This is a genomic window from Streptomyces sp. NBC_00057, from assembly GCF_045041165.1.
Lineage (GTDB): Bacteria > Actinomycetota > Actinomycetes > Streptomycetales > Streptomycetaceae > Streptomyces.
The window spans coordinates 1,484,162-1,503,899 of sequence record NZ_CP108256.1 but is presented as its reverse complement, the minus strand read 5'-3'; the positions used below and the strand labels follow the sequence as shown (position 1 = coordinate 1,503,899).

Sequence of the window (19,738 nt, the reverse complement as noted above, 5' to 3'; positions counted from 1 at the left end):
CTCCGGCACCGGCACCGTATCCGTCGTCCGCACGGTCATGATGCGACGCCCTCCGTCAGCTCCGTCAGGTCGGCCAGCAGTTCGGAGACGGCCACCGGGTCGAGACCGGAGAACCGCAGCGGATAGGTGTGCAGCGGGTGGTGGTCGGTGGGTTGATCGTCGAGCCACACCTTTTCGAGGGTCTGGTCCGGGAACATGTCGACGACCCCGACCGCAATGCCGGTGTCCAGCCCGATCACCAGATAGACGTTGTCGGCGAGCCGCTTGGAGATCCACCGCTCGACCCCGGCGTCCTGCGGCACCCCCCGCTCCCAGCCGCGCCGCTGCAGTCCGAGCACCTTGCCCGTCGGCACCTTGAGCCCCTCGAACCGGGTCAGCCGGTGGCCGCCGGCCTCCTCGTCCGACAGCCGGAACACGGCACGCCCCAACTGCGCGAACGGCTGCAGGATCTCGTAGTCCGCGAACACCTCGGACCAGTCGCCGAGCTCCTCGCCGAGCGCCAGCGGGTGCGCGATCCGCACCGCCGCGCCGTCGGCCGGCTCGAAGGGGTCGTCCTCGACGTTCGCGAGCGTACGGTCCTCCGCCACCCGGAACGCGGTGGTCACCCCGTCGGTCTCGCTCAGCCACACCAGCCGGCGCACCAGGTGCCAGAGCAGCGGGTGGTGGAGGAACAGCTCACGGAACTCCGCCGTCGTCCAGGAACGCTGCGTCACCATCGCGGCCTCCAGCCGCCGCACCTGGTCGGAAGCGACCGTCCGCACGTCCTTCTTCAGCGTCATGAACCGCTTGCGCTCCGCCGGGGCCAGCTCCGCGTCGTCCCGCGCACCCGGCACGGGCAGATCCTTGCGGCGCTTGCCGTCGCCGTCCCGTACGTACGGCCGCAGCTGCTCGTCGAAGCCGACGGTGAAACGGCGGGTGCCGTAGTCGACGACGGTCGACCCCTCGGCGTCCAGTCCGAAGTCCGGCACCAGCCGGTCGGAGAGCTGCTCGCCGGTCAGTCCCAGGCCCGAGGCCACCTCGGCGATCTTCTCCTGCGCCCGTGCCTTGAGCGCCTTGAACTTCACGCGTTGCGAGATGCCGTGCAGATGAAGCAACGCCACATCCGTGCCGATGGCGGCCAGCGCATCGAGACCCTCGACCGCCCTGTGATGTGCGCCCTCGCCCGGCCAGGCCCTGATGACCGGTGTGAGACTCCGTACCGTCCCGTCGTCACCGACCAGCCCGAGCGCGTGCAGCGCCCAGGACTCCTTGGCGGGCATGCCGGACAGCCGCCACTGCTCGAACAGCGCCCAGGCGAACGCGGCGAGCGACTCCGGCTCCGCCGTCTCCCTGAGGACGGCCACCCCCGGATAGGTCTCCCCGGGCCTGGACAGCGCCAGCATCATCAGGGCATGACGGACGGACTCCTCCGGCAGCGCGCCCCCGGCCCTGACCACGATCTGCGGCAGCAGGGCCGGCTCCGCCCACGCGGGCACGACCGGCATCATGGCGGGCAGCGCCCGTTCCAGCGGGTCCGCCGACAGCAGCTCGTCGACCACGCCTGCCGCGCCGGCGCCGTATCCGGCGGCGGCTTCCCGCACCACCGCGTCCCCATGGACCGCGGCGATCTGCAGGAGTGCCTGCTCGGCGGCGCGGCGGCCGGCCCCGGCCGTGCCCACCGCGTCCGGTACCAGATGGGCGGCCGCCGTGGCGCCGTGCCGGGCGAACCAGGAACGGGTCGTCGCCGCAACGGACTTGAGCCGCATCGACCAGTCAGCCATGAGCCGGGCGACCGCAACGTCCACGTACGGCAGGAACAGTGCGGCGAGTGAGCTCGGCTGGTGGGGTGCCGCGCGGAGCAGCACCGGAAGTGCGTCGAGTCCGAAGCGGGCGGCGACCGGCTTGAGCGTCTCCTCGGTGTCCCACAGATCGTCCGGGGCCCATTTGTCGAGCCATGGCCGGACGATCTCCTCGGGGCCGTGCAGGAACATCCAGGCGGGCTGGAGGTCGGTGAGGGCATCCGTCGCCGCGTACGAAGCCGCCTGCTCCTCCCAGTGCTTCGCGTTGCCGTACGTGCGCTCACGCTCGCGGTTGTACCAGGTGCGGCAGGAAGCCCACTTCTCCTTCTCGCCCGGCAGCCAGGCGATGGCCGGCTCCGCCTCGGCCGTCAGCCCGTCGACGACTGTCACGCGGGTGGGCTTGCGCGGGCGGGACCACGGAGGGGAGACCAGTAGTTCCGGCAGCGCTTGCGACGAGGCGTCGGCGATCCGGTCGGCAGGGTTGAGCAGCGGATCGACCACCGCGGCGAGGTCGGCGTCGAGCGTGGGGAGCACCGTCGCCACCAGTTCGCGGTGGGCGCCGATGTGCCCGGCGAGCAGCAGCCGGGGCGCGTCGGCGGAGCCAGGGCCCGAACCGTCGCGCACAGCCGCGGCGATCAGCCTCAGCGCGCGTACCGGATAGCGGTGCGCCGCCTTGAACAGCGCGGCCCGGACGTGCTTCGCGTCCGCATGGGCGAGGAGAAGGCCGAAGGCCTCGTCCGACGGGAGCTCCACCAGAGCGTTCCCGATCAGCTTCAGATAGTCCGTGCTGTAACGGTCACTCATGCAGCCGGCCAGCAGCGGTGCGACCGCGGGTCCGATGCCCTCCGCGACCGTCCCGATCTGCGCGACCGACCAGGTGAAGCCGGGCCGCTCCGCGAGCTCGCCGACCTGCTCGGGAGAGTTGAGCGAACAGAACACCATGGATCGCAAGGTGTGGTCGCTCTCGGCGATGACCTGAGGGTCGGCACAGAGCTCGGCCACCCACTCCGTCTCGCTCGGCACCAGATACGACACGACGATCCGGCGCACGGTGTCGTCGCGCCGGCCGGCGAGCGCGGCGACCGTCGCCCGGTAGGTCTCCTCGTCGGTATGTGCGAGGAGGGCGCGGACCCGGTCGGCGGCCGGCCGGTGCATGCCTGTCCGGTAGCCGTTACGACGTGCTGCCACGGCCTCGAGCCACGGGTCGTACCGCCGCCTGCCCGTCTGGATCCAGTGCGCCTCGACCGTGAAGAGCTCCACAACTGCCCGGGCGGCGAACGGCAGCCCGTACGCCTCGGTCCAGCTGTCGGCCCATGCCGTGTGTGTGAGCGGGTACAGACCGACCACCGCGGCGAGGACCGCAGCCCCGACGGGATCGGGGCTGCCCGCCAGATGCGCCCGGGCGGACTCGACGAGCCCGTTGTCGCTGCGTGGATCCGCCAGGAACTCCCCGATCCACTCGCGCTCCTCGGAGAGCCGGCGCTCCACCGCGTCCAGCGCGTCCTGCGGGGCCTTGCCCACGGAGCGCCGCACGCCCCCGCGTCGCGGGTGCAACTGGCGCCGCCAGGCGCTCGGCAGCTCGAAGGTGTCCTCGTCGGGCAGCGCGCCCTCAGTCACGTCGGCAGCATCGGAAGCCCCGGAGCCCGCGCCGGCAGCCGGTGAGGGCGCCCCGGCCGCCACCGTGGCCCCGCCCACCTCGCGGTAGCCCTTGCGCTCCTTCTCCGCGATCGTCTTGCGGACCTGCGCCGACGCGGCCTCGGCCGACGCGTACTCCTTCGTCTGCGTACGCCCGTCGCTCCCGCACCGCCCGTAGCGCACCGTCACCACGGCACCCTCGGCCTCGGTCTCCCAGAACTTCGAGGCACTGCCCTCGACGTACTCCCAGCGGCGCACAGTCCCGCCCCTTCACACCCGGACAGCCCGCCTGTCGCGGGCTTTTCGATCAGTGGTGCCACAGTAGAACGGACCACTGACAACGCAGCGTGACCGGGGTGTCCGGCGAGTAAGACCGACCGGCAAATGGGGGGTGGGAGAAGGAGCGGGGCTGGGTGCGTGCAGCTGCAAGGCGGAGGAGGGAGGCAACGCGGAGCGTTGTCGACTGACGACAACGCCGCAGATGTGCGTGCCCAGCCCCGTGACGCCGCCCCCCCATTTGCCGGTCGGTCTAAAGCTCCCGGCTGCTCAGGGAGCGGAGACGGCGCGTGCGCCGCCCGACGGCGCCCACGACGGCGTCACACCGGTGACCTGGCACACCATCAGGAAGAGCGGGATGGGCGGGGTGTACGGCGTGCGGTTGTCGGGCTGGTGGATCAGCCGGGGCCGTACTGCCGGAACGCAGGCCCCTTTCGCATAGGCGGCCTGCGTGGGCCAGTCCAGATCGAGGTCGGAGCCCGCAGGCACGATCCACCACCAGCGGTCGGCATCCGCGAAGACGCAACCGGTGCGTGGCAGATGGGACATGAGCCGGAAGCCGTACCGGGACGGCACCCCCACCGCGTCGCAGCCCAGGCTCGCCGACAGCGCGGGCGGCAGCGGCAACTGCACTGTGTCCGTGGCGACGGCTCGCTGGGGCTCACGGGAGCGGCGCGCGCCGAGCAGGTGGGACATTGCGCTCTTCAACATGACCGCTCCGAGCCGTGCGGCAGTTCTGCCCAGACGATGCGGCCCGAGCCGTAGCCCGCGTCGCGGGATCCCCAGGAGCTGCTCATCGCGTCGACGAGCAGCAAGCCGCGTCCGTGCTCGTCATCGGCGGTGCGGCACAGCTGCGGCCCGCCGGGCTGGTGTCCTTGGTCCTGTACGGCTATGCGAAGCCGCCTGTCGAGGCAGTGCAGCTCGCACACGACGCGAGCGCTCTCGGTGTGCACCACCGCGTTGGTGACCAGTTCCGAGACGATCAGGATCGCCGCCTCGCGCGCGTCCTCGTCCAGCCGCCACTCGTCGATTCGAGCCCTCGTCAGCCGCCGTGCACGGGCAACCGACTCGGGGTGCGCAGGCAGCGCGAAGCAGTACCGGAGCGCTTCCGTCCCGGGGCTGAGATCCATGAGCCGGGGGATAAGCGCACTGCCAGGTGCCACAACCGATTCCTCACAGTGGGGGCTGCGTCACACTCCGCGGCCCCACGCAAATGAGGGCGGCCGTGACTGCGTGAACTGGTTCACTCACCAACTCTCCCCCTGTCGAGAACACTTGGCAAGAGGCACTCTGAAAATTTCAGAGTGGCTGTGTCTTGGAAGGCCTGCGCATGGCACACTGCTGGCAAACAGCGCATCGGGAGGTCTGAAGTGAGCGAACCGCGGTCCGCCCCGACCGTGGGTCAGGTCGTTCTCGGCAAACGCCTGCAGGATCTGCGGGAGCGTGTCGGCCTGAGCCGTGACCAGGCTGCCAAGGTACTGCGGGTCGCACCTGCGACGATACGCAGGATGGAGACCGCCGAGGTCGCCCTCAAGATCCCCTACGTCCAGCTGCTGCTGAAGGCGTACGGGATCGCCGACGACGAGGCCGACGCCTTCGTGGAGCTCGCCGAGGAGGCCAATAAACCCGGCTGGTGGCAGCGCTTCCACGATGTGCTGCCCGACTGGTTCAGCATGTACGTCAGCCTGGAGGGCGCCGCGAGCCTCCTGCGCATGTACGAGCCGCACTTCGTCCCCGGACTGCTGCAGACCGAGGACTACGCGCGCTCGGTGATGCGCACCGGAGCCGTCGGCCAGACCAGGCCCGAGGACATCGAGCGCCATGTGGCGCTGCGGATGGAGCGTCAGTCCCTGCTGACCAGGCCGGACTCCCCGAAGCTATGGGTGGTGATGGACGAGACGGTGCTGCGCCGTCCCGTCGGCAGCGTCGACGCCATGCGCGGACAGATCGACCGGTTGCTCGAAGCGACCGAGATGCCGCATGTGACGCTGCAGATCGCGGAATTCTCGACCGGTCACCATCCGGGCACCTACGGCCCCTTCGTCCTCTTCCGCTTCGGCGTCCCTGAACTCCCCGACATGGTTTACAGCGAGTACCTGACCGGAGCCGTCTACTTCGACGCGCGCCCCGAGGTGGCCTCCTACCTCGAAGTCATGGACCGCATGGCGGCTCAGGCCGCAACTGCACAACGCACGAAGGAAATCCTCCGGGACTTCCGCAAGGAGCTGTGATGGAACCCATATACAACGGCATGCCGGCCGCCGAACTCGGCTCCGAGGGCTGGTACAAGCCGTGGAGCGGTGGGAACGGAGGCAATTGCGTCGAAGCCATGAAGCTGTCGGACGGCAGAGTCGCCGTGCGCCAGTCCGCCGATCCCGACGGCCCCGCCCTGATCTACTCCCACCGTGAGATCGCCGCCTTCATCCAGGGGGCCAAGTCCGGCCAGGCGGACTTCCTTCTCACCTGAATCCGCAGCGCCGGAGTCCCTCCCCGCCCCACATTGTTGTTGTTCGCCGACCTATGGACCCATGGAGCGCGCTATGACCGGGCACGAGCCCCAAGCCATCGAGATCGACACCAGCAAGCCGCATCCCGCCCGGATGTACGACTGGTTCCTCGGCGGCAAGGACAACTACCCGGTCGACGAACAGATGGCCCAGCAACTGCTGGCCCTCGACGCCAGAGGGCGCGACATGGCCCGGGTCAACCGGGCCTTCATGCACCGGGCCACCCGGTGGCTGGCCGAGAACGGCATCCGCCAGTTCCTCGACATCGGCACCGGCATCCCCACCGAGCCGAACCTCCACCAGATCGCCCAGCGGACCGCCCCGGCCGCGCGCATCGTCTACTGCGACAACGACCCGATCGTCCTCGCGCACGCGGCGGCCCTGCTGCGCTCCACCCCACAGGGCGCCACCGAGTACATCCAGGCCGACGCCCGCAAGCCGGAAGCCATCCTGGAGCAGGCCGGCAAGGTCCTCGACTTCGACAAGCCGATCGCGCTGTCGCTGCTGGCCCTCCTGCACTTCCTGGACGACGAGGACGGCGCGGCCGAACTCGTCGACCGCCTGGTCGCGCGGCTCCCCTCCGGCAGCTATCTGGTTCTCTCGCACACCACCGGGGACTTCGACCCCGAGAGTGCGGCGCAGGCATCCGCCATGTACAAGGCTCGCGGGATGACACTGCGCCTGCGTTCCCACGCCGAATTCACCACGTTCTTCGACGGACTCGAACTCGTCGACCCGGGTGTCACGCTCTCCGCGGACTGGCATCCGGAGCTCGGCGAGGCCATCGACGTTCCCGGCGACGAGCCCATCCCGGGCTACGCCGGCGTGGCCCGCAAGGCCTGACCGCCCGGCCCCGCGCCGTCACTGACGGCTGACCGACCGGGTGATGCCCGCGGCGATCGTCGTCGCGAGCAGCCACCCGGCCGCGATCAGCAGATACGACAGGTACTGGTACCAGCCCTGCGGGTTGAACGCCTTCTCCTGCCCGAAGTCGATGATCGGCAGCAGCAGATCCAGGGTGTAGAAGAACGCACTGAACGGCGGGGCCTCACCGGCCTTCAGTGGCGGCGGACGGTGCAGTCCGTACGCCAGCGACCCGATGAGCAGCAGCGAGAAGAGCCAGGCCGCCGCCCGCACAGGCCGGAAGCCGTACCCCACGGTGACGTCCTGCAGATACCCCCACACCCTCGCGTATCCCGGCAGCGTGGCGCGGTGGGTGCGCTGTTTGGCGAGCAGCACGGTGCGTGCCGCGTCGTCGTCACCGATCCGCCGGTACGCCGCAGTCAACTGCTCGTACGCGTACGGAACGTATCCTTCCTCCTCGCGTCCGAGCAACGGCAGTCGTTGCTCGGCGGGCAGATGGGGGAGCAGAGCGGTGTACGTCAGCCCGTCGAGGCGCACATCGCGCGGCCAGATCGCCGGGTCGGCGTGGATGAGATCGATCTGCGCGCGGCGCAGATGCACCCTTCCCTCGATGGGGGCCGCCTCGCGAAGCCACAGCTCGCCGACCGTGCAACTGCTGGCACGCACGGCGACACCGCCGGGGTTCGAAAGCCGCGCGTACGCGAAGTTGAGCTGCCCCGGTATCCGGCTGCCGCGCACATTGGTCCGCCCCTCGACCCGGATCCGCATCGCGTGGACATCGGTGCCGACCGTCAGCGTCTCCGCCTGGAGGGCGGTCGCCCCCGGATTCAGCAGCTCGGCGTCGTTCAGCAGGACCTGCCCGGTGACTGCGGCACCGTCGAGCCGGCACTCGCCGTGCACGACGAGTGCCGGCAGCCACATGTCGTCCCCGGCGATCACATGATTGAGCTGGAGCACCGCTTCGTCGTTGTCCGCCGTCGAACCGTCGGCATTCACCCCGATCCGGGTGCGGTCGAAGAACAACGCCTGGGTGATCCTCGAACCGCCGAGCCGGACCGGGCCGGAGATCCGGCAGTCCGTGAGCCTCAGTACGCCGTCGATCCGGACGGTGGCGGCGGCCAGGCCCGGGAGCACCGAATTGCTGAGGTTGAGCTGGCGCAGCTGCGCCCCGTACAGATTCGGCGCCTGTTCGAAGTGACAGCCGGCCAGCAGCACCGCGTACTCGGCCGTCGCGTACCGCACGTTCAGGGAGCCCGAGATGTGTGCGCCCATCACACGCAGCGCGGCCACCTCGCCGTCCTCCTGCCGACCGCTGATCAGCAGGGCCCGCAGCACCTCGCCGCGTACCGTGCGCTCCGGCCCCCAGTCGGCCCCGGTCTCCGGGTCGTCCTCGGCCTCCACGCCCGTACGGAAGTCGACGGGAACGCCGCGCGGGAAGGCATCCCATACGCGGCGCTCGGCGGGGGTCAGCTCGGTGATCTCCATCGGCGGGACTCTGACCCGCGGCCCGTCACAGTGTCAACCCCGCCGGGGCAGCGCCGCGTTCAGCTTCCCAGGGCATGGCCGATCGTCACATCCACATGGCCGGGGACCTCGTCGTGCCGGTCGCCCACCGACGGGGTACCGGACGGCTCGAAGAACAGGACCGAGGCCCCGTCGGCGGCGGACGGCTTGTGCCAGGTCCCGCGCGGAACTACGGGTACGTTCACGCTGGCCGCCGCCGGAGTGCTGGACGGCCGACGGGCCACCACCCACTGGCACTGGGCCGGCGCCTTCACCGCCCGCCACCCGCAGGTCCACCTCGACCCCGATGTGCTGTTCGTCGACGACGGCCGGGTGATTACCGCAGTCGGCAGCGCCGCTGCCCTGGACACCGGTCTCCACATCATCCGCTCCGACCACGGCGCGGAGATCGCGGCCGCTGTGAGCCGCCGTCCGGTCTTCGCGGCCCACCGCGACGGCGGCCGGCGCCAGTTCATCGAGCACCCCCTGCCCGACGTCCCCGACACCTCGCTCGGCCCGCTCCTCGCCTGGGCCGAGGAACACCTCGGCACGGACCTCACCGTGACCGGTCTCGCCGCCCGCGCCGCCGTCAGCCCGGCCACCCTGCACCGTCGCTTCCGCGCCCAGCTCGGCACGACCCCGCTCGGCCGGCTGACCGAACGCCGGATCACCCTCGCCTGCCGCCTGATGGAGCGCGGCGAGGAACGCCCCGACGTGGTCGCCCGCACCAGCGGACTCGGTACGGCGACGAATCTGCGGACCCGGCTCCGCCGCCGCACCGGACTGGCCCCCGGCGAGTACCGTCGCCGCTTCACCCCGGCCGGCTGAACCGACCGGGCCGCAGGTGACAATGGACGCATGTCACGACGCACCACACGACCGAAGCGGTCCGCCACCGCCAAAGCGCGGACACCCGCGATCACCGCGGAGTCGCCGTGCCCGTGCGGCCTGCCCGCCACCTACGCGGACTGCTGCGGCCGCCTGCACGCCGGGACCGTCGCAGCGCCGACCTGCGAGGCGCTGATGCGCTCCCGGTACGCCGCATTCGTCGTCCGGGACGAGGCGTATCTGCTCCGCACCTGGCACCCCGACACCCGGCCGCCCGCCGTCGACTTCGACCCCGGGATGCGCTGGGTGCGCCTGGAGATCCTGGAGACGACGGACGGCAGCGCGTTCCACACCACAGGAACGGTCACCTTCCGCGCGCACTACACCGACAACGGGCGGCCGGACTCGCTCCACGAGAAGAGCCGCTTCGTCCGGTGCGAGGGCGCCTGGGTGTACTCGACGGCGGTCTTCGTCGACTGACCCGGCCGCGCGGTGACCGGGCCCGTTCAGATGGCGGCCTCCACCCGCGGCTTCTCCGGCGAGAGCTCCTGCGTCAGGTCCTCCGCCAGCAACCGCTTGGCGATCACATCCACCGCCGCCCGCAGCTGCCGGTCGTCCGGGCGTGCCCCGTTCTCGTCCAGGCGCTCATTGAGCCACCGCGCCCACGCGTCGTTGATCGCCGCGGCCTCCCGCCTCCCGGCGGCCGTATGCATGAACAGATGACCGTCGCCGGTGAGATAGCCCTCCTCGATCATCCGGTCGAAGACCGGCACCAGCACCTCCGGCGGAACCCGGTGCCGGGTCGCGATCAGGTTCAGACCCGCATGGCCGACCATCCGGGTGAACAGCTCGACCTGCATCACCGCCCAGGCCCCTGCCATGTCCAGCCGGGTGTCCGACTCCGCGACGATCCGCCGTGCGGTGTCCCCACGCGCTCCGTGCAGGATCTTGGCCACGGAGAATTCCAGGAGCTTGGCCGAGTCGCCGGCGCCGGGCTGGGCGAACCCCTCGCCCATGTCCGTCGAGCCGACCCGCGCCGTGTCGCGCAGCTTCACCTGCTTCAGGAAGAGCGCCACGACGAACCCCAGGACCGCGACCGGCACCGTCCACAGGAACACGGTGTGCAGTGTGTCGGCGTATGCCTGGGCCAGTGGCGCGGACTGCGCGGCGGGCAGTCCGTGCAGCCCCTGCGGGCTCTGCGCGGCCTTCGTCAGTACGGCGGGGTCGCCGCCCGCCCGGGCCGCCGCCGCGACGCCGTCGGTCAGATTCGGCTTCAGCGCATTGGCGTAGATCGTGCCGAACACCGCCGTGCCGAAGGAGCTGCCGAGCGTACGGAAGAACGTGACGCCCGACGTCGCCGTACCCAGATCCGAGTAGTCGACCGTGTTCTGCACGGCGATGGTCAGCACCTGCATGGACAGCCCGATGCCGACGCCGAGCACCAGCATGTACAGCGACTCCGGCCACACCCCGCTGTCCGGGCCCATCAGGGAGAGCAGGAACAGCCCGAGCGCCATGACGAGTGAGCCCACGACGGGGAAGATCCGGTACCGGCCCGTCCTGGAGACCATGGTGCCGCTGAAGATCGAGGCGCCGAGCAGCCCGATGACCATCGGCAGCGTCCGTACCCCCGAAATGGTCGCCGAGTCCCCGTCCACGTACTGCAGATACGTCGGCAGGAAGGTCATCGCGCCGAGCATCGCGAAACCCACGATGAAGCTGAGGATCGAGCAGACGGTGAACACCGGATTCCGGAACAGCCGCATCGGCAGCATCGGTTCCTTCGCCCGGAACTCCACGAGGCAGAAGACCGCCAGCGCGACGGCTCCGCCCGTGAAGAGACCGATGACGACGGGCGACCCCCACGCGTACTCGTTGCCGCCCCAGCTCGTCGCGAGGATCAGCGCGCTCGCGCCGACCGTGACCATCGCGATGCCCGGATAGTCGATCACGGGCCGCCCGGCCGTCTTCACCGACGGGATCGTCCGGGCGGCGGCGATGACCACCACGATCGCGATCGGCACATTGACGTAGAACGCCCAGCGCCAGCTCAGATGGTCGGTGAAGAGTCCGCCGAGCAACGGCCCGATCACCGTCGACACCCCGAAGACCGCGCCCATCGCACCCTGGTACTTGCCGCGCTCGCGCAAGGGGATCACATCGGCGATCAGCGCCATCGAGGTGACCATCAGCCCGCCCGCGCCGATGCCCTGCAGTCCGCGCCAGACGATCAGGAGCGTCATGTTGGTCGCGAGTCCGCACAGGAACGAGCCGGTGATGAAGATGATCGCCGACAGCTGGAAGATGATCTTCCGGCCGAACAGGTCGCCGAACTTGCCGGCCAGGACCGTCGCCACCGTCTCGGCGAGCAGATATGCGGTGACCACCCAGGACATGTGGGCGGCGCCGCCGAGATCCGAGACGATCGTCGGCAGTGCGGTGCCGACGATCGTCTGGTCCAGGGCTGCCAGCAGAATCCCCAGCACGATGGTCGCGAAGACGATGTTCCTGCGGCGCGGATCGAGAACGGGCGGCGCGGCGGCACTCTGCGCGGCGGGGGCGGTCTCGCTGGCAGTGGTCACGTCTGCACCCTCACACCGGCCCGCGTCTCCCGCATGCGGGGGACCGCCGGACGGGGCGTCAGGCCAGCAGATCCCGCAGGGAAGCCTTCATACGGGTCACGAATGCCTCCCGTACCGGCTCCGCCACCCGGTTCAGCGAGAGATACGGATTGAGGTCTTCCAGTTCGACGAGCAGCAGATCGCCCTCTGCGGTACGGCAGGCGTCGACCCGCTGGATGCCGTGGTCGAGACTGTTCCACGCCACGAAAATCCGGGCGAATTCCAGATCCGCCGCGCTCGGTGTGTACGGCTCCAGCACCCAACGCCGCTCCGGGTCGGGTGCGTACAGCGCGTACTGGAAGTCGCGGTCGATGAAGTAGAACGACACCTCGTAACGGAAGTCGATCCGTGGCTGGACGAGCAGAGTGCCGTCCTCGTTCTCCGGCAGCGCGGCCTCCCGTATGAACCGCAGCCCTACCGAGTCCGCCCCCAGCTTCGGCTTGACCGCGTACTCCGCGGCCGCGGGCAGCAGCCCCAGATCCGCCGCCCGGTCCACCGTGGGGATCACCGGAAATCCGGCCCGGCTCAGATCGACCAGATACTGCTTGCCCGCCATGTCCCCCCGGCCCTCCAGCGGGTTGTAGACGCGTACGTCCAGCTCCCGCGCCCGCGCGCGGAAGGCGTCATAGGCCTCCTGGTAGTGCAGCACCGGACCGCTGTTGCGTACGACGACCGCGTCGAAGCCGTCCAGCAGTGCGGCGGCGTCCCGGGGGTGACAGAGGGCGACATCGAAGTCCTCGCGCAGCCGCGACGTCAGAAAGATGTCCTCGTCGCAGTAGCGGCGACCGCGGGCTTCGTAGGCGAGGTCGGTGACGAAGAGGACGGACGGGCGCGGGCCGGCGGGCATGGTGTTCTCCCATGGAGTGTGTCGGCGGACGGTGGTTCGACGATCTCGACGGCGTTGCCCGCCTACGACCCGGAGCGGTCGGACAGTCTGCCCCAGTCGACCGCGCCGCACGCGCCGCCACTGTCCGGCATTCTCCCGCCCGATGCGGCGGATCAGAATCCGGCCGGCGATCCGGACGCGACGGCAGTGGGTGCGGTCGGCCCGGGGCTCCGGCCGGAGCGAGGTCAGCCGATGCGCCGGCAGACGTCGTCCGTGGACCCGTGGACCATGCTCAGCGCCTTGTACCCGGTGGGGCTGACGGCAAGGCTGTGGACCCCGTCGATGCGGTACTCGCCGCGCGGCAGATTGGACGCAGAAGGCGGCGACCTTCGGGTCGTCCTCGTCGCCGTAACACTGCGGCACCCACTCGGCCAGCTGGTCCGGCGTGCCGGAGGCGAAGATCCCGGCGGCGGCGAGGGAGGTGCCGAAGAGTGTCATGCCGATTCCCGCGTCGCCCCGGAACAGCTCCTCGTTGGCGATCCGGAGGGGTCGCCGTACATGTCGGCGAGGGATTCGAATCCGTACAGCCCGATCCGTGCGGCTTCCTGGATGACGGGCCACGGAGTCTCCTCCCGTGCGTCCTGCTCGGCGGCTGCGGGGCGGACGACCTGGGCGGCGAAGCCGTGCATCCGGTTGCGCAGATCCTGCTGCTCCTCGGTGAGCGCGAGCGAGAAGTAGCTCACGGGCTCAGGTCTTCAGGATGTCGAAGTAGCGGTCAGCCCCGAGGGCGGGATGGGGAGATGCCGCTGAGTCACCAGGGGTCACCGGGGTGCACCGGCAGCCGGGGGTGGTGGGCGGCGAGGATCTTGTTGGCGCGGGCCAGCTCGGCGAGTGCCAGCTCGCGGTCGGCCTGGTCCTCGACGCAGAGCCGCGGGCCGCGGAACCTGCGCACCTCGCGCGCGGCGCATTCGGCATCGAACTCCGCCTCCACGATGTGCGGCGGGATGCAGGCCCCGATCAGCGCGGCGACCCGGTCCGGGATCGGCACGGGGACGAGGAGGTGCGAGGCGGTCATGGGGCCCTCTCGGATGGTTGGCCAGGAGGCGGTTCTTCGGCGCGGCCGCCAGCGGGCGGCCGACTTCTCCATATGTACGGGACGCACTTCCGGGTTTCTCGTTGAGAACGTCTCCGTGTGGCAACCGTTTGAGAGTGACCGGCTATTTTTCCTTACTCGTAAGTAAGTTGACTCCGCGTGAGGAACGTGCTCGGGTCGGGACCCACGCTGCGCCGATCAGAGCGGTGTGTCGTCGCTGCGGGCACGCAGCTGCATCGCGCGGAGCACGGCCTCGGTCGAGAACCGGGACTCGGGGTCGACGAGTTGCTCGCCGAAGATGGATTCCAGATTGCGCATCCGGTAGCGGACGGTCTGCGGGTGTACGTCGAGCAGCTCGCCCATCTGGGCGGCGGTTCCACGGGTGTTGAGCCAGATCCGCAATGTCTCGATCAGCCGCTCGCGCCGATTGGCGCTGATACCGGCTATCGGAGCGAGTTCACGCCGTGCGAGCTGGTCCAGGAGGGCCGGGTCGGAGAGGAGCCACAGGGTGATGAGGTGGTCTTCGCAGAGGATGACGGGTGCTTCGTCGATGACGCCCGCGTCGACGAGTTCGAGCACGCGACGGGCCCAGCGGATCGATTCCGAGGCCAGGGCGGTGGGAACGGTCAGGCCGATTGCGGCGCGGGCACCCGGGAGCGCGTGATCGAGCATGCGTCTTCGCATCTCGTCGAACGGTCCCGGGACAAGTAAGTGCGGCTGCGGGTCGGTGAAGTCGACGAGGACGTCGCGGTCGGCGCCGAGCCGCCCGAGGTCCGCCGAGTGGCGCACCGCGACGAGAGTCACCTCGTCGGGCAGTACCCAGCCGGTCTGCTCGCAGAGTTCGGTGATGGCGGTACGAGGCACGGGCCGGCCGGCGAGCACCAGATGCAGCAGACGCCGCCGGAGGGTGTCCGTGTGGTCGCCGGAGGCCGCCCGGACCTCCAAGTAGCCCTCGCGGGACAGCGCTTCGAGCTCATCGACGTACGAGAACAGGGCGTCGGCGAAGGTGAGCATCATCGTGGGGGAGAGGTTGTAGCGTCGGCCCACCTTCTTGGCCCGGCGCAGCGCGATCCGGGCGCCCAGACGGTACGCCCCCTGCAACTGGTCCAGGCCGCGCCCCTCGTACGCCTCGAACCTGCCGAACCTGCGGCACATCTCGTCGCGCAGTGCGGAGGGAGCGGACGGCTCGGCGACCTGGTCCACGAAGACGGAGATGCTCTGCTCGACGCCGACCCGGATGCCCTGGCCGTAGGGACCGTCGAGGAGCCGCGCGTACTCGGGGTAGGCGCGCGTCACCTCCAGCCCGATCTCCTTGATCAGGCTGGGGAGTTCGGGCCGCACGATCGCGGCGAACTCCTGCGGCAACGGTCCCAGTGGTTCTCCGAGGTCCGAGGGCTGTACAACTCCCGGCATGCCTGCATCCCTTGCTCTCCGGCGCCCGATGGGGGGTGGGCCGTGGGAGGAGCGCTCCCAAGCCGTCAGGTGCGTACCAACGTGGGCTGCTGAAGATAGTCCAAGCAGGGGCCCGTGGACACCGTCGTGACAGCACGAGATGCAAGGGGCACGTATTGCCGTGCCGGGGCCGGGACGCTCCTGTCCCGGGCCGGCCGGGGTTCCGGCGGCCGGAGCGGGCCCGTATTCAGGTTCGGCACGAGGTGACAAGAAATTTCTGGAGCGCCGGGGATTCCTTGTACGGCCGTAACCTGTCATGGAAAGCGAGTCACGATCGGTATTCCGGTGGTAATTCGACTGTGCGGGCGCGGCGAAGTCAAGGGCGCTCGCTCCGGTGGCCGCGCAGCGCGCCAGTAGGCACTGGCGCCGTTTCGCAGCAGGGGGTGTGACGTGGGGAGTTGCCGGGAGGCCCGGTCGCCGATCGGTCGATGCGGTCGACGCGAGCCGCACCACCACCAGGCCGGAACCACTCACTTCTGGATAAGAATCCGTGAGCCCGTACTCGCCTCGGAACAATTTATTGCCCGACGAGTGCGCTTTCGGAGATTCTTCGTCCCGAGAGTTGCGGAGCAACATTACTCGCCCGTAGCGTCTTCGCCGAACGCAAGTGGTCGCGCAGTCGGTCAGGCCGGACTGCCACTCTCTGTCCTGTGGCCCCGCCCCGGGAGCTCTGCCGAATCCGGCCGGAGGCGAGCCCCGGCGCCGGGTCATACATCCTGAAGGGATACGGATCCGTGAACACCCTTGCACGCAGAGCCGCAGTTGTAACCGCCGCCCTCGGCGCGGCCATCGGAATGACGGTGTCGACGGCCTCGGCCGGTGTCGCCTCGCCGTGGTCGGCCACGCCGTCGGGTGCCTTTACCGCCCATGCCGTCGGCCCGACGCTGGACGTGCCGCTCGCGTCCCTCTACTGCGATTCCTCCGACGCCGGCGGAACCCTTCTGGCGACCGACAGCGACGGCCTCGGGATCGGTGACATCAACACCATCACGTTCAACACGTGCGATGTGGCCGGCATCGCCTTCACCGTCACCATGAAGACGTCGCCATGGAAGATCGACGCCCTGTCGGTCGACTCCGCGAACCCGAACAGGGTCAAGGCCAACGTGAGCTCCATCTCGGCCCACGTCTCGGGGATCGGCTGCAGCGCCGACTTCACGGGAACGGTCCACGGCTACTACGACAACAGCACAGGTGACCTGGTCATCGACGGTACCGGAAACGAGCTCGTCGCCTCGAACGCCAGCTGCCTCGGCCTCATCACCAACGGCGACGTCGCCGGCTTCAACGCGTCTTATCACGTCACCATGACGGCGACGGGCACGTCCCCGGGGATCTCCACTCCGTGATACGTGCCGCGAACACGGGCCGGGCCGTAGGTGCGCAGACTCTGCCGCCTTCGGCCCGGGCCCTTCATTGTCCGCAGCGCCGTGCGCGCGGCGTCGTGCAAGGCAACACGCTGGACGGCAGGAAGTAGAGGACAGGGCCGACATGACCGTAAAGACACCTGTATCCGCCGGCAGGCGGTCCGTACGCATGGCTTCGGTTGCGGCGGTCGCCACGCTTGCGGGGCTGCTGTCCGGTCCCGGGTCGGCTGCGGACGAGTCGGATGCCGTTGCAGCGGTGACATATGACTGTCCACTGCCTTCCGGCCCCGGGCAGGTGTCGATGGAGGTGCGCGCGGACTTTCCGGAATCCGGAGAGGCGGGCGTGGAGATGAGTCCGCAGGACGTGAGTATCACGGTGGAACTGGCGGGCACCGACCTCGCCTCGCTCCTGCCGGCCGACGCCACCGGAGTGGTGAGTTCGGCGACGCTCGATGTCGAGGTGGCGCAGAACGATCAGGCGGCCCAGGCGCAGTGGACGGACTTCGCCTCCCCCGTCACGTCACTCACTGCCGACGAGGACGTCCGGTTGGTCCACTCCGGACAGGTCCCCTCCGTCACTGTCGGTGCTGCGGGCGATGTCACGTTCACGGCGGGGAAGCTGACGCTGGAGCTGAGCGCCGCCGTCGACGGGCAGGGGACCGAGGCCGATCCCGTCGTCCTGCAGTGCGAGAGGGGCGCAGAGGAGTCGGGGCGCCTGGGCGCGATCCCGGTAGTGGGTGAGGAGGCATCGGGAGCACCGCAGACCACGAAGCCGGGCGAGCCCGGAGACGGGAGCGGCGAGAAGAACAACGCCATCACGGTGACGCCGCAGGACGAGCCGGCCGAGGGCCCGGCCAATCCGTGTCCGGTCGACCCTCCCGTGGGGGAGATGGACACCAGTGACGCGCCGAAGCCTGCCCCGGGCGCCGCCCTCGTCGTGCGCGACCTGCCCGGGGTCTACCCCGGTTGTGCGTACGCCGTGGGAATGGCCAATGTCCGCAAGCTCAATGGCGCGATGATCATCAATGATCCGACGAAGAAGCCCGCGCTGATCAGCGTCTACGCGAACAAACGGTCGTCGACCCGTCGGGCAACGCAGGAAGGGGGGTCGTTCACCCAACTCGACTCGATCGGCAATCTCAAGCTTCCCGACGCCGAGTCCACCTTTCTGACTTTCGGGTTCCAGCCGGTCTCCGCCAAGGTGGAGTTCGAGAACGGACCTTTGACGATCTCTACGGGAACCGCGATCCCTCATCCCCCCGTACGGGAGAACTTCGCGGTGGCTTCCTTCATGCAGTCCTTGAGGCTGTACGACGTGAAGGTGAACGGCGTCGCCCTGGACGTGGGGAGCGACTGCCGGACCGCTTCCCCCTTCAAGGTCGTTCTTCGCGGAGATTTCACCAAGGACCCGAAGTACTTGAATGTGCTTCAAGGCGGCTTGATGAGCGGCGTGGTGACCATTCCGGCGTTCTCCGGCTGCGGAACGGGTGGTGAAGACCTTGACTCTCTGTTCACTGCCTCCATCTCTGGTCCAGGAAACGCGATCATCATGAATCAGGGCACCACCTGTATTCCGGTTGAGCCCTCGACCATCTGCCCGGCGACCATGCCGGTGATTCCTGGCACAGAGTCGTGAAGCCTCTGAGGAGGCAAGGCAGAACACAGTCCGCCGATCCGGCGTCGGCGTACTCGTTCCTCAACCGGAGAACGGTGGGATGTCGCGTGGTCGCCATGGACCAGGGGCAGGGAGGGGAAATCGGGTTCATCGACGATCTGCGATTCAATGTCTCCGATGTGGCCGGAGCAGACATCCAGGGGAAGTCACCGGAATAGGTGACCAACATGAAAACTCCGGTGGCTACGGAACATGATCTCGTGGTGAGACCTGTCGTACCGGAGCCTTTGTGGCTGTCCGCGACGACGAAGGACCGTCCAGGAGCAGCGGTCTGCTCAGCTCTCGGCCTCCGTGCGGGTGAATATGTGGAAGCGGCCGATCGGGTTGAAGCCACAGCGGATGTACCAGTTGTGCGGCCAGTCGTCAGGGTCGGCGAGGAGGAAGACCAGGCTGCAGTCCGAAGCGTGCTGCAGAGCGGTGGCGAGGGTGGTCTGTGCGTAGCCGCGTCGGACGTGAGTGTCGGCGGTGACGACGTCCTCGATCTGGGCGATCCCCTGAGCCGCGTCGAGGTAGACGTCGGCCCAGGAACCGACAGTTCCGTTCTCGTCGTGGACGGCGAGGAAACGGACCTGCTCGGCACCGCGGAGGCGGGCTGTTCGGCGGTCGGCGAGCTGGCGGACCACGGCGTCCTCTGCCTGAGGCATCCAGATCCGGAGTTGGCGGACCAGAGCGGGTCGCAGCTCGGCGAGAGTGACCGACTGTGCGGGCGAGTCAGGGACGGCGGCAGAGCCGGAGTACGTCATGACGAGTTCGGTCGTGTGGGCGTATCCGGCTGCGGTGAGGGCGGGTGCACAGACGATACCCGCGTTGTCGTCGAGGATCGTGATCTGGCGGTGGTGCAAGTGGCCAAGAGCGGTCTCGGCCAGAGCGGGGAGTTCGAGGGGAGCCGGCGTTCCTTCGATGACGAGCTGGTTGTGTTCGTACGATGCCGCGTACTCCGGGTCCAGGACCGCCACGCCACCGGAAACCTCCGTCACGACAGCGGCCTGACGTCGGGCGAAGGACAAGCGAAAGGCCGTGATGCGCTGGAGATCCGTTGCTGACATGCGGTCAGTCTATGGATCAATACCACTTGGTCTGATCACCGTTGGGAAAACCTCACTGACTCCGAAGCAGAACATGACGCCGGATTCATAGGCCGCGTCCGCTCTCTCAGGTGGTGTCCAACGGCTGCCGCGGTGACTGATCAGCGGGCCGGGCGTACGGGCGCCGCGATGCGAGCGGTGCGCTGCACGCAGGTGATGTCCGGCGTACCCGGTCGGCTGTGTTCCGATTCGAACGCGCCGGTGCCGCGTCGTGACCGCTCGAAGAAT

General features: G+C 69.1%; 15 protein-coding genes and 3 pseudogenes. 7 read left to right on the top strand and 11 right to left on the bottom strand.

Annotated elements, in window-relative coordinates; genetic code table 11:
• Positions 1–35: 35 nt before the first annotated feature.
• The 3 genes from OG953_RS07225 to OG953_RS07215 form a co-directional block, all read right to left on the bottom strand.
• Positions 36–3,671 (bottom strand): DUF4132 domain-containing protein, encoded by a 3,636-nt coding sequence (locus OG953_RS07225; RefSeq protein ID WP_405683105.1) that lies wholly within the window; start codon positions 3,669–3,671, stop codon positions 36–38.
• A gap of 288 nt (positions 3,672–3,959) precedes the next feature.
• Positions 3,960–4,400 carry a hypothetical protein gene (locus OG953_RS07220; protein WP_405683104.1) on the bottom strand — a complete coding sequence of 147 codons (441 nt, stop codon included), beginning with the start codon at positions 4,398–4,400 and terminating at the stop codon, positions 3,960–3,962.
• Entirely contained in the window at positions 4,394–4,852 is a 459-nt protein-coding gene (locus OG953_RS07215; RefSeq protein ID WP_405683103.1) for an ATP-binding protein, read from the bottom strand. The genes OG953_RS07220 and OG953_RS07215 overlap by 7 nt, the downstream gene beginning before the upstream one ends.
• Before the next feature lie 207 nt (positions 4,853–5,059).
• On the opposite strand from OG953_RS07215, the gene OG953_RS07210 reads away from it, so the two are divergent.
• The 3 genes from OG953_RS07210 (at position 5,060) to OG953_RS07200 (ending at position 7,039) form a co-directional block, all read left to right on the top strand.
• A complete protein-coding gene (locus tag OG953_RS07210) occupies positions 5,060–5,920 on the top strand; it encodes a helix-turn-helix transcriptional regulator (RefSeq protein ID WP_327271674.1) in 861 nt (286 codons plus the stop codon).
• Positions 5,920–6,156 carry a DUF397 domain-containing protein gene (locus OG953_RS07205; protein ID WP_093896218.1) on the top strand — a complete coding sequence of 79 codons (237 nt, stop codon included), beginning with the start codon at positions 5,920–5,922 and terminating at the stop codon, positions 6,154–6,156. The genes OG953_RS07210 and OG953_RS07205 overlap by 1 nt, the downstream gene beginning before the upstream one ends.
• 73 nt (positions 6,157–6,229) lie before the next feature.
• Entirely contained in the window at positions 6,230–7,039 is an 810-nt protein-coding gene (locus OG953_RS07200) for an SAM-dependent methyltransferase (protein WP_405683102.1), read from the top strand.
• Positions 7,040–7,057: 18 nt separating this feature from the next.
• On the opposite strand, the gene OG953_RS07195 is transcribed toward OG953_RS07200, so the two are convergent.
• Both OG953_RS07195 and OG953_RS07190 read right to left on the bottom strand, forming a co-directional pair.
• On the bottom strand, positions 7,058–8,545 hold the full coding sequence (locus tag OG953_RS07195; protein WP_405683101.1) for a membrane-associated oxidoreductase: 1,488 nt from the start codon (positions 8,543–8,545) through the stop codon (positions 7,058–7,060).
• Positions 8,546–8,604: 59 nt separating this feature from the next.
• Positions 8,605–8,754 (bottom strand): annotated as a pseudogene (locus OG953_RS07190) (cupin); the annotation flags it as partial.
• Between the two features lies 1 nt (position 8,755).
• On the opposite strand from OG953_RS07190, the pseudogene OG953_RS07185 reads away from it, so the two are divergent.
• Together OG953_RS07185 and OG953_RS07180 are read left to right on the top strand one after the other, a co-directional pair.
• Positions 8,756–9,391, top strand: a pseudogene (locus OG953_RS07185) (GlxA family transcriptional regulator); the annotation flags it as partial.
• Positions 9,392–9,421: 30 nt separating this feature from the next.
• On the top strand, positions 9,422–9,871 hold the full coding sequence (locus tag OG953_RS07180) for a YchJ family protein (RefSeq protein WP_405683100.1): 450 nt from the start codon (positions 9,422–9,424) through the stop codon (positions 9,869–9,871).
• 26 nt (positions 9,872–9,897) lie between these two features.
• Here the strand turns inward: OG953_RS07180 and OG953_RS07175 are convergent, their stop codons facing one another.
• The 5 genes and pseudogenes from OG953_RS07175 to OG953_RS07155 all read right to left on the bottom strand — a co-directional run bounded on the left by OG953_RS07175 (position 9,898) and on the right by OG953_RS07155 (position 15,344).
• Positions 9,898–11,973 (bottom strand): MDR family MFS transporter, encoded by a 2,076-nt coding sequence (locus OG953_RS07175; RefSeq protein ID WP_405683099.1) that lies wholly within the window; start codon positions 11,971–11,973, stop codon positions 9,898–9,900.
• 58 nt (positions 11,974–12,031) lie between these two features.
• Complete coding sequence (locus tag OG953_RS07170) at positions 12,032–12,859, bottom strand: hypothetical protein (RefSeq protein ID WP_405691699.1); 828 nt, start codon at positions 12,857–12,859, stop codon at positions 12,032–12,034.
• Between the two features lie 348 nt (positions 12,860–13,207).
• Positions 13,208–13,581 (bottom strand): annotated as a pseudogene (locus tag OG953_RS07165) (acyl-CoA dehydrogenase family protein); the annotation flags it as partial.
• Between the two features lie 68 nt (positions 13,582–13,649).
• Positions 13,650–13,913 (bottom strand): hypothetical protein, encoded by a 264-nt coding sequence (locus OG953_RS07160; RefSeq protein WP_405683098.1) that lies wholly within the window; start codon positions 13,911–13,913, stop codon positions 13,650–13,652.
• Between the two features lie 216 nt (positions 13,914–14,129).
• A complete protein-coding gene (locus tag OG953_RS07155) occupies positions 14,130–15,344 on the bottom strand; it encodes a helix-turn-helix domain-containing protein (RefSeq protein WP_405683097.1) in 1,215 nt (404 codons plus the stop codon).
• Between the two features lie 773 nt (positions 15,345–16,117).
• On the opposite strand from OG953_RS07155, the gene OG953_RS07150 reads away from it, so the two are divergent.
• Both OG953_RS07150 and OG953_RS07145 read left to right on the top strand, forming a co-directional pair.
• Positions 16,118–16,732 (top strand): hypothetical protein, encoded by a 615-nt coding sequence (locus OG953_RS07150; RefSeq protein WP_405683096.1) that lies wholly within the window; start codon positions 16,118–16,120, stop codon positions 16,730–16,732.
• Positions 16,733–16,874: 142 nt separating this feature from the next.
• Positions 16,875–18,386 carry a DUF6801 domain-containing protein gene (locus tag OG953_RS07145; protein ID WP_405683095.1) on the top strand — a complete coding sequence of 504 codons (1,512 nt, stop codon included), beginning with the start codon at positions 16,875–16,877 and terminating at the stop codon, positions 18,384–18,386.
• A 314-nt stretch (positions 18,387–18,700) separates the two neighbouring features.
• Here OG953_RS07145 and OG953_RS07140 read toward each other — a convergent pair whose 3' ends face one another.
• Positions 18,701–19,471, bottom strand: a complete 771-nt coding sequence (locus OG953_RS07140; RefSeq protein WP_405683094.1) for a GNAT family N-acetyltransferase — start codon at positions 19,469–19,471, stop codon at positions 18,701–18,703.
• Between the last annotated feature and the right edge of the window lie 267 nt (positions 19,472–19,738).